This is a genomic window from Acidovorax delafieldii 2AN, from assembly GCF_000175235.1.
Lineage (GTDB): Bacteria > Pseudomonadota > Gammaproteobacteria > Burkholderiales > Burkholderiaceae_C > Acidovorax > Acidovorax delafieldii_B.
In genome coordinates, this window is record NZ_ACQT01000624.1 from 1 (window position 1) to 575 (window position 575).

Here is a 575-nt window from a genome sequence, read left to right on the forward strand (position 1 = left end):
GGCGGGGCATTCGCGCGCAATGGCCAGGGCTTCGTCCCGCGTGACGCAGTCGAGCAAGAAGAAGCCTCCCACCATTTCCTTGGTCTCGGCAAAAGGCCCGTCCACCAGCCGTGCCTGGCCCTCGCGCACCTGCAGCCGCACCGCCTGCTCGGTGGAAGCGAGCGACTCGCTGGCGCGCAGCACCCCGCGCGCGCGCAGGCCATCGCCGAAACGCTGCATGCGGGCATAGGCTTCCTGCCCCCCGGCCAGCCCGCGCTCGGCCCTCTGGCCGTGGGGGTTCCATGATCAGCAGCATGTAAGGCATGGGGGTCTCCGGGAGGTGGGGCGCAAAGGCCGGATTCTAGGCACGCGCGGGTGGCCCCGCGCGTCACCGACAGCGGGGCCGCCCACGGCGTTGCCTGGGTTGTGGTGGCCCGCACTGGCCAAGGGAGCACCGGTCGTCCCGCACTGCCCTGGCCAGTACAAAGGGGGAGGGTGAGATGTGCGGAGACAGCAGCGCACCCGCGCTGGCGGCGCCCCGAACTCTGCCAGCGGTATCAGAACACCGGCCGGCCCGGCGTGCGCAGGGCCTGGGC

At 72.0% G+C, this 575-nt stretch carries 1 pseudogene; it reads right to left on the reverse strand.

Features of this window, described 5'->3' with window-relative positions:
• Positions 1–304 (reverse strand): annotated as a pseudogene (locus tag ACDELDRAFT_RS23420) (YciI family protein); the annotation flags it as partial.
• Between the last annotated feature and the right edge of the window lie 271 nt (positions 305–575).